An 8,961-nucleotide genomic window follows, 5' to 3' on the forward strand; every position below is an offset into this window, starting at 1 on the left:
GAGTCATATCTGCTGACTGCTCTCTTTTTTTATTTGTCAGTTTCAGAACTTTTTAATGCTCATTTCTTGTTGGAAAAGGTTCTTCCGCCTGTTGATACAATGACTGATTGATCGCTAAAATCACGGAAGCAAGAGTGCTGAAGGTCACCGGATAAATTTTGGTATTTTCCGTCTGAAGTCCTTCTTGGTAGAGAGAAGCATCACAGACAATCATTCGCTTCGTACAAAAAAAGACATCATCAACTACTTCATTTAATTGGTGATAAATCATATTACTCAATGTAAAGTGTTCATCTAACCGTTCTTCGAGCTGTTGACGATAATAAAGATATTTGAAATCTGAAGGAGCAACGATATACACTTCCAAATGCTCACTTTTTTCAGCATCAGGGAGTAAACTTAATAAGACTGTCAGTTTGCGAACCAAATTGTCATTCCAGCGGATACTTTGCTGATTTTGTTGGGCCCATCCCATAAGTATCTCCCTTACTTGGTCGAATTGCTCTCTCTGACTAGGATAGAGAAAGAACAAACGCTCCGTTTGAAATATTTGCATATCTGCCCAAGCAGAACGCAAAAACGGTAGTAATGCTTGCTCAAATAGTAAATGATTACTATCGGAAATGTTTAGACGAGATTTCAATAAGCGACTAAGCTCCAACATTTCCGGGCAGCGATGAATGTGATTATGGTATACGACTTCAAAGTCTCTATGCAAAAGCTCTAAGTTGTTGCACTGATACTTGCGTGAATTAAATAAGGAATAGATGTAGAACTGTTCATCCTCACTACAACACAAAGAAACGTCAAGCGCCGTGAGCCCTTGGTGCAACAATTGAAAAAGTGGTGTCCGTTGCGCCCTTTCCTTTTCTTTTGCTAGAAAATGAATCGGTGCTTTCCGGCCCCTCGCTAAGCCAATTCGAATACCTAGTTGGATCATTCGCCGTTCATCTTCAGGATAGGAACGTAAGAAAAAGCGTTGTTCCACATACTGGATCAGTTCTTCACAAGCTTGTTCAATACAAGGCTGATTTTTTTCAGCGGATTTGCCTAAGTAATGCATCACAGCCAGTAGAAGATAACGGAAATCTTTTTCGGGAATGATCACCTCGTTTTGTTCCTCATCTAAGTAATCCATTTCTTCAAAGAATCCCCAGAGATCCGTTCGAATGGTATAAACCTTACTGACTGAAATAAATGCTTCTTCGGCTATCTTTTGCCAGCTGCTTTCCCCTCTCAAAAATTGATAGAGGACCTGCAAAAAGTAAGATCCTTGATAGATGATCTGTGTCAGTTCGGATAAGGAATATCCGGCAGCAAAAACGACCTGATAGGAATGTTTCTCATGGGTAGCGGAAATAATCCCTTTGTTTAGCAAAAGTAGAATTTTCTCAATGTCATTGATGATCGTCGCAGGACAGACATCTAGCTGTTCAGCTACATGGTCAATAGACACACTATTTTTCTCGTACAATTGCTCACAAAGATAGACTTGGCGTATCACGCATTTCTCTATATACCGTTCCAGCATAAGCTCGCTCCTTATTTTATTTATTACGTTCGTTATTATAGACCATCAGAAAATTGGAAGGAATAGATTAATCGTAATTTTGAGGAAAAGCTTAGGCAAAGAAAATGGTTTTCAAAACTAGTTCTAATTTTCTTTAGGGAAAAATGAATATTTTATCATGAAATCGGTATAGTTCTCTCTCGTATCTTCCTCCTTACTGAAATCATCAACTTGAGCAAAAAACGAAAACTGGTCTATTTTGTTTTTGCTTCCAGCTAGCTCTGCTGATTTTAATTGACGGGTGATTCATACCTGTAATTGCTAAGAGCCAGCAACCACTGTCTCTTTAATCTGGCACACAACTTAAGACGGTCTCACTTTCAGCTATCATAAGAACTAGACTTTCTGGAATGATCGACTGCCGTTATTCCCCCCTCATCGCTGGAATTAGTTAGATGTTGTACACAGCATCTCCCACATCTTTCCTGCCCCTCACTCGTTGCAAGTATCGCTAGGTTTATCGGACAGTAATCAAATCTGCCAATGCTTCATAGGTTTTATCTCCGATTCCCGAAACTTGTTTTACTTCCTCAATTGTTTTAAAAAAACCATGCTCCTCCCGATGGGCAATAATAGCTTCTGCCTTCTTTGCACCGATCCCTGGCAGCTCTTGAAGCTGGCTAGCCTCTGCTGTATTCAAATCAATCTGGGCATTCTGGTTTGTCTCGCCGACCACGTCCTCTGCGAATACACTCACTGGATCATCTTTGTGGGGCACGATCACTAATTGCTGATCGGACAATTCTTGAGCAAAGTTCATGATTGTTTCATTTCCATCTTCGGTAACACCACCTGCCAGTTGGATCAGCTCATACAATCGCGCTCCCCTAGATAAGGTATAGATTCCCGGATTTCGAATCTCCCCTTTGATATCGACAATAATCTGCTCAAGGACTTCTTCGCTCTTCCTTTCGGATTCTAAAATCGGGTGGGTTGTTTCTGTTTCCGCCCATTCTGGATTCTGGGGGGTAAAAAATAAAGCCGCCAGAATACCGCAGATTACTAACGCGGACACCAGAAGTGATTGATATTTTTTCCCCACTTCCAACCATTTATCCATCAAAAATCACCTCATAAAGAATTACGCAAAAAAGCCTTGATTGCTCAAGACTCGATAATATGTTTGATTTCTTTCATAGAGTGAACAACGTGATCGGCCTCTAAATCTGTCAATAAGCCTTCAATATCATAAAAAATCGTTTGGACGCCTGCACCTTTTCCAGCGAGAACATCCATGGCACGGTCCCCAATCATAACTGTTTGTGCTTTGTTCAATTGGTATTTATCCACTAAATAATTCAAAGAAGTTGGGTCTGGTTTGCGAGGAAAATTATTCTCAGGTCCCACAATTTCTATGACTAGATGAGCTAAATCTTCCCTCATTAAAAGTTCTTTCGTCGAAACGACATCACGATGGGTTAGGATGTAATTCTTGCCCCCATTGTCCACTAATGCTTGCAGCGCTTCTTTCGTTCCCGGAAATGAAATAGGCAATCGTTCATCCATTGCTTCATAAGCTTTGAAACGCGCACTAAAATCAATGAAATCCAATTGATATTTTTCTGCTACTTGTTTGGATGAAGAAGCCTTTAAGATTCGATAAATTTCTTTAGGATCTGGATCGAAACCAGCCTCTTTAAGCGTTTTAAGAAATGCCTCTAACATGATTGGGTAACTATCAAACAATGTGCCGTCAAAGTCCCAAATATACGAATGATACATCTACAACCCTCATTTTCTAAAAATAAGCTGAATCATTTTCATGAAAAAAATATTGTTTTCAGCAACTTTACAAAGTTTATCATAAAAATTCCACTTTGTCTGTAGGGGATAGACAGCAAAAATAAGACTGGAACAGAGGGCGTTCAACAAAATTTATTTCCCGAGGGCAACAGTCCGCAGACCTATACCTTCTTTTTGGCCTTCGGGAATTACCAGTAGTGCTTCACAGCTCACCAAAACACTACTAATCACCAAAACACTACTGAATATCTCTCACCAGGATCATTTTGTTGGGTTTATTTACCTCATGATCACAGTCTTTTTGTTAGTTCTCATAGTTTATTCTCTTGCTTGGCTACATACTTAGCCAAGCACAAAATCACCAGCTGCCGGAAATCCCTCCACCACTGCTGGAACCACCGCCGAAACCGCCAAAGTTACTATCTGAGCTCTGACTATCCGCAATGACTTGTTCTTGCCGTGTCACTTGATGGATCAGTAAAAGATAGACCAGCGACTGATCCATCGTAGTCGGATCGTATTCACGTCGGGCATTGGTCATCACTTCCACTCGATCATCACGGGAAAAATCACCTACTTGTTTTTTCAGATCCGGATGGTTTTTGTATACCTCTTGCAAATCGACAAAAAACAATGCATCCGTTTTAACGGCCTCAATCAAGTTGATTATTTCCTGTGAACTCGTCTGCACCATCTCAGGATACGTTTTTTCCTTTGTAAGTAAGACAGCCAAATAATGGTTGTTGCGACTCCGACGCTGAATTTCTTCTTGGGCCAACTGCTGGATTTTTTGTTTATACTTGGAAATCAAATGGGCATTTTCCGCTAAAATATCTTTGGATAAATCATAATCAGCTAGTTGTTCCTTGAGCTGTCGTTGCAACTGCGCCTCGTAAGTACGCAACGTTTCATGTCCTTCTGTTAACTCTTTGCCAAAGGTCTTCAAGTTTTTATGCCCTTTCATAAAATCCTGTACATATTGGTCTGCCAACTGTGGATTTCTTAATGCTTGCTGAATCATTTGCTTGCGAGCCGGATCGGAGCTGATTCTCTCAAATTCAGCTAATTGGTTCGGAATGACTTGGTTGAGCAGATACATTTTTAATGCTTTCAAACAGTCGATAGAAACAGTATAGTGATTAAAAGTCTGGTAATTTTTTCTCTTGCTTGCCCATTTGTAAAAGGCTTGTTCATCAAAAGCTGGATCCGAATGGATATAAGGAGGAATCACATTGACGGCGCGAAATTGCTTCTTCGTTTGGTATTTGCGCCAACCGATGGTCCCGCTGATAGCTACGACCACCAACAGAATTATTGAACTGGCAATTTTCAAAAAAAGTAGTCCAGCTTCCCTTGATTTTTCGACTTCTCTTGCTTCTTTTTCCGCAAGCAATTGTTGTCCTTCCGTGTAAATTTTATTCAGGCCAATCGTTTCATCTGCTGTTTTCATTTCTTGATAGACGCGATCCGAAGCATTCAAAACAGCTTGATCATAGTCTTCCTCTCGCAAAAGATCTTTTGTGTCATCATCGACCATATCCTCTTCTGATAATTCAGAAAAAAGATAGCTCAACCCATCTCCATAGCCTAAACGAAATTCTCGATCCTCGATAGCAAACACAAAGACCAAGCCATTGTTGTAATCTGGGTTACCAAAGCCGTATTCCTCAAACAACTGGTCAGTCACTGTCTCGATCGATTCACCCTCTAAGCTTTTCAGCGTGACAACAGCATATTCTGGACTTCCAGGCAATGCGTGAAATTTTTCTTGATTCAATTGGTTGATTTTTGCGACGGTTTCTGCCGAAAGAACACCTGCGTCATCTTTCACAAAGCTTTGACCAAATACTTTTTGCGGTAGAAATAAAAAAATCACAGTTGCTAGTACCAGTAAACCCACCACACGTTTTTTCATTCGGATTCCCTCCTTTTGTATAAAATTAATTTAATTGTATATTATTTTCACTCCGGCAACATAGGTCTAAAGTCTTAGAGCAACAAAAAACTGTGCCATACCTGCTTCCCCAAACAAATGATCCGAAGATTGTTGAAAGGATTCGCTTCGTAAAAAGAGCTGGTCCTTTTGTCCGGTTCTGATCGGTTTGTCTGGCTTTGCTGTATGTCACAGTTCCCCAAAAATTAATTTTTAAAAGAATGAATCGGTGCAGGGATGCGCCCACCTCGTTGAATAAAGTCAGCCGATTTAGCTGGATTAACTTTCATCACAGGTGCCGTTCCTAAAAGACCGCCGAACTCAATCCGATCCCCAACTTGTTTTTCTTTGGCAGGAATGATCCGTACTGCCGTTGTTTTATGGTTAATGACGCCGATCGCTGCTTCATCAGCAATCATTGCCGCAATCGTTTCTGCCGTGGTATCCCCCGGAATCGCGATCATATCTAACCCAACAGAACAAATCGCCGTCATTGCTTCCAGTTTTTCAAGATTCAATAAACCACTTTCAACTGCTTGGATCATGCCGGCATCTTCTGAAACCGGAATAAAAGCTCCGGACAACCCACCAACATGATTGCAGGCCATGACGCCGCCTTTTTTGACTGCATCGTTCAACAATGCCAAGGCAGCCGTTGTCCCGTGAGTTCCAACGGATTCCAGACCCATTTCTTCCAAGATAAGTGCCACACTATCCCCTACCGCCGGCGTAGGCGCTAAAGAAAGATCCACGATCCCAAATGGAACTCCTAATCGTTCTGAAGCTACGCGACCTACCAATTGTCCCATACGAGTTATTTTGAAAGCTGTTTTTTTGACCGTTTCTGCAACTACGTCAAAGGATTCCCCTTTGACTTTTTCTAGTGCCCGCTTAACGACACCAGGACCGCTGACACCTACATTGATTTCTACATCCGCTTCTCCAACACCATGAAAGGCCCCGGCCATAAATGGGTTGTCTTCCACTGCGTTGGCAAAGACGACAAGTTTGGCACAGCCCATATCGGAGGCTTCAGCTGTTTGCTTGACTGTCTCACCCATTAATCGGACCGCATCCATATTGATTCCAGCTTTTGTCGAACCAATATTGACCGAAGAGCAAACAAAATTTGTAGCTGCCAGTGCTTCGGGAATCGATTGGATCAACGCCAAATCGCCGCCTTGATACCCTTTTTCAACTAATGCACTGTAGCCACCGATAAAGTTGACACCGACGGTTTCTGCCGCGCGATCAAGTGTCTTGGCTACCTTGACACAATCTTGCGGTGTCGGTTGGCATGCTGCTACAACGATGGCGATAGGTGTGACAGAGATTCGCTTGTTAATGATTGGAATGCCATATTCACTTTCGATTTGCTCACCAACTTGTACCAAGTTCTTGGCTTTCGTAGTAATTTTATGATAGATTTTTTCGCACATTTGGTCGATATCAGCATCAATGCAATCAAGAAGGGAAATCCCCATCGTGATCGTGCGGATATCCAAATTCTCTTCTTCAACCATGCGAATGGTTTCTAGTATTTGATTGGTTTCCATAGAAGCCTCCTATAATTTATGCATGGTATCAAAAATTTCTTGGTTTTGGATACTGATTTTAACACCTAGTGTTTTACCTGTCGTGTGCAGTTGCTCACGAATCCCTTCAAAATCGGCATCTGCTTCCATCGATAAAAGCATCATCATCGTAAAATATTCTTCCATAATCGTTTGTGATACATCAAGGATATTGATGTCCATCTCTGCCAAAATTTGGCTGACACCTGCGATGATCCCTACCTTGTCTTTTCCAATAACGGTCAATACTGCTTTCATAAGAACCCGCCTTTCATAAAATTTTTCTTATTATAGCATAAGAAAACCGCACTTTCGATGAAACTTCATACGAAAGGGCGGTTTTTTAGTAGTAATGTTCGTCTTTATCCTAGGCGATCTTGTAAAACAGCTTGTGAATCAAAAGTATAAATGATTGGTTCCGCATTGGGAATAGCGATTTGATCAACTTCCTCTTCAGGAATATTTTCCAAGTATTTCACTAACGCCCGTAAACTATTGCCATGACCTGTGATCAAGACATTCTTTCCTGAGCGAATCAAAGGGACAACCGCATCGGACCAAAAAGGCCGGATTCGTTCGACGACCATTGCGAGATTTTCTCCTTTAGGAATCAAGTTCGGATCTAACGCGTCATATCGACGATCGAAATGATTCTCGTCAACATACAATGGGAGTTCATTGTATCCTCGCCGCCACTTTTGCACCTGCTCTTTTCCGTAACGGATAACCATTTCATCTTTATTGACCCCTACTAACTGGCCGTAGTGACGCTCATTCAAACGCCAGGTCTTATAAGTAGGTACCCAAAGCTGATGACTTGCTTCTAAAACTGTATTGCAAGTGATAATGGTTCGCTGCAGACAAGAGGCAAAAGCTGTATCAAATAAAATTCCCATCTCTTCGATTTTTTTGCCAGCCTGCCAAGCTTGTTCCCGACCTTTCTCTGTCAAGGCTACGTCTAGCCAGCCTGTCCAATAGTTTTCAAAATTTGCTTCACTTTCCCCATGCCGTATCAATACTACCTTCACGTGAACGCCTCCTCTTTGCTTTATTATCTCAAGAAAAAAGCAAAATGTCTTTGCTAAAGTTCACAGGTCTCTTTTGCTTTTTATTGAAACAAACAAAAAAGGCTAGGCATAAGATCAGTCTAACCAATGTTTGAGGAAAAATAGTCCTCTTGTCTGGCTGATTTTGCTTATGCCCTAGCCTTATACGTGCATGGGTCTGTTCGTCTATTTTTGTATCAAACAAGTGGGAAGAAATTAGTCAAGAATCGTTACTTGAACGGTCCGACGTCCCCATTGTTCACATTGTGCATTGGTTGGAAAATGAACGTCAATGATATTTCCTTGGATTGCCCCACCGGTATCGCTGGCAATAGCTTCTCCATAACCTTCAACGTAAAGTCTCGTTCCTAAAGGAATCACAGATGGGTCAACTGCAACTGCCATCGGATTTTCCAATAAATTTTGACCAGTCGCGGTTACTGTTCCCCCACCTAAAACGTCGGCAGGATCTGAGCTGTAAGCTGTTGCTTCCATCGTCATCGTTGTTCCAGAGTAGCTGCTTGCTGCAGCTTCAGATGATTCTTGAGTAGATTGATTGTCGGTATCTGTCGTTTCTTTCGTTGTTTCCTTCGCTGTTTCTGCAGCGGCTTGGTTCTTATCTGAAACTTTTTTATCCGTATCAATGATCAATGTTGTTCCATCATAGATCACATTCGGGTCGCTTAATTGATTGTCTTGTGCAATTTGATTCACATGGTCTAAGTTGCCAAAATATTTTAAAGAAAGACCTGATAATGTGTCATCGGCTGTCACTACATGTTTGATTTCATCTGCGTTAGCAGTTGTACTTAATGTAGCAAGACCAGTTGCGGTAAAACCAGCGATCATGGCTGTAGTTAATACTATTGTTTTAATTGATTTCAATTCTATTTCCCTCATTCATATAAAATTTTCGTCCTAACGACTTGAACAATCATAACAAGATCCACATGGCTCTTGGTGACAAATAGATGACGAAATATTTCACTTTGATAAAAGAGATTAAATAACGTACCAAATAAAAAATAAAAAAAGAAAAAAGCTTGATCTGATCAGCTTTCTATTCAAAAACACGCCAAAAGAACTGTTACAAGT

8 protein-coding genes are annotated in these 8,961 nt (G+C 41.1%); all 8 read right to left on the reverse strand.

The window, feature by feature from the left end; genetic code table 11:
* Nucleotides 1–52: 52 nt before the first annotated feature.
* Nucleotides 53–1,531 carry a helix-turn-helix domain-containing protein gene (locus Q0A12_RS12560; RefSeq protein ID WP_291292989.1) on the reverse strand — a complete coding sequence of 493 codons (1,479 nt, stop codon included), beginning with the start codon at nt 1,529–1,531 and terminating at the stop codon, nt 53–55.
* Between the two features lie 496 nt (nt 1,532–2,027).
* Nucleotides 2,028–2,630: a helix-hairpin-helix domain-containing protein gene (locus tag Q0A12_RS12565; RefSeq protein WP_291292990.1), complete on the reverse strand. Its 603-nt coding sequence runs from the start codon at nt 2,628–2,630 to the stop codon at nt 2,028–2,030.
* Nucleotides 2,631–2,674: 44 nt separating this feature from the next.
* Nucleotides 2,675–3,292, reverse strand: a complete 618-nt coding sequence (locus tag Q0A12_RS12570; protein ID WP_291292991.1) for an HAD-IA family hydrolase — start codon at nt 3,290–3,292, stop codon at nt 2,675–2,677.
* A gap of 379 nt (nt 3,293–3,671) precedes the next feature.
* A complete protein-coding gene (locus Q0A12_RS12575) occupies nt 3,672–5,228 on the reverse strand; it encodes a TPM domain-containing protein (protein ID WP_291292992.1) in 1,557 nt (518 codons plus the stop codon).
* Between the two features lie 224 nt (nt 5,229–5,452).
* Nucleotides 5,453–6,802 (reverse strand): PFL family protein, encoded by a 1,350-nt coding sequence (locus tag Q0A12_RS12580; protein ID WP_291292993.1) that lies wholly within the window; start codon nt 6,800–6,802, stop codon nt 5,453–5,455.
* A 9-nt stretch (nt 6,803–6,811) separates the two neighbouring features.
* The gene (locus Q0A12_RS12585; RefSeq protein WP_291292994.1) at nt 6,812–7,078 is read right to left on the reverse strand and encodes an ACT domain-containing protein; all 267 of its coding nucleotides are present in this window, start codon (nt 7,076–7,078) and stop codon (nt 6,812–6,814) included.
* A gap of 104 nt (nt 7,079–7,182) precedes the next feature.
* Complete coding sequence (locus Q0A12_RS12590) at nt 7,183–7,848, reverse strand: 2,3-diphosphoglycerate-dependent phosphoglycerate mutase (protein ID WP_291292995.1); 666 nt, start codon at nt 7,846–7,848, stop codon at nt 7,183–7,185.
* A 234-nt stretch (nt 7,849–8,082) separates the two neighbouring features.
* Nucleotides 8,083–8,751, reverse strand: coding sequence for a 3D domain-containing protein (locus tag Q0A12_RS12595; protein WP_291292996.1), 669 nt, complete (start codon nt 8,749–8,751; stop codon nt 8,083–8,085).
* Between the last annotated feature and the right edge of the window lie 210 nt (nt 8,752–8,961).

It is taken from the genome of Enterococcus sp., from assembly GCF_022711995.1.
In the GTDB taxonomy this organism is placed as follows: Bacteria; Bacillota; Bacilli; order Lactobacillales; family Enterococcaceae; genus Enterococcus_D.

Bases quoted from the DNA above. Each gene is read 5' to 3' on its own strand.
- Q0A12_RS12560 (WP_291292989.1), bottom strand. From the start codon at position 1,531: ATGCTGGAACGGTATATAGAGAAATGCGTGATACGCCAAGTCTATCTT.
- Q0A12_RS12565 (WP_291292990.1), bottom strand. From the start codon at position 2,630: ATGGATAAATGGTTGGAAGTGGGGAAAAAATATCAATCACTTCTGGTG.
- Q0A12_RS12575 (WP_291292992.1), bottom strand. From the start codon at position 5,228: ATGAAAAAACGTGTGGTGGGTTTACTGGTACTAGCAACTGTGATTTTT.
- Q0A12_RS12580 (WP_291292993.1), bottom strand. From the start codon at position 6,802: ATGGAAACCAATCAAATACTAGAAACCATTCGCATGGTTGAAGAAGAG.
- Q0A12_RS12570 (WP_291292991.1), bottom strand. From the start codon at position 3,292: ATGTATCATTCGTATATTTGGGACTTTGACGGCACATTGTTTGATAGT.
- Q0A12_RS12585 (WP_291292994.1), bottom strand. From the start codon at position 7,078: ATGAAAGCAGTATTGACCGTTATTGGAAAAGACAAGGTAGGGATCATC.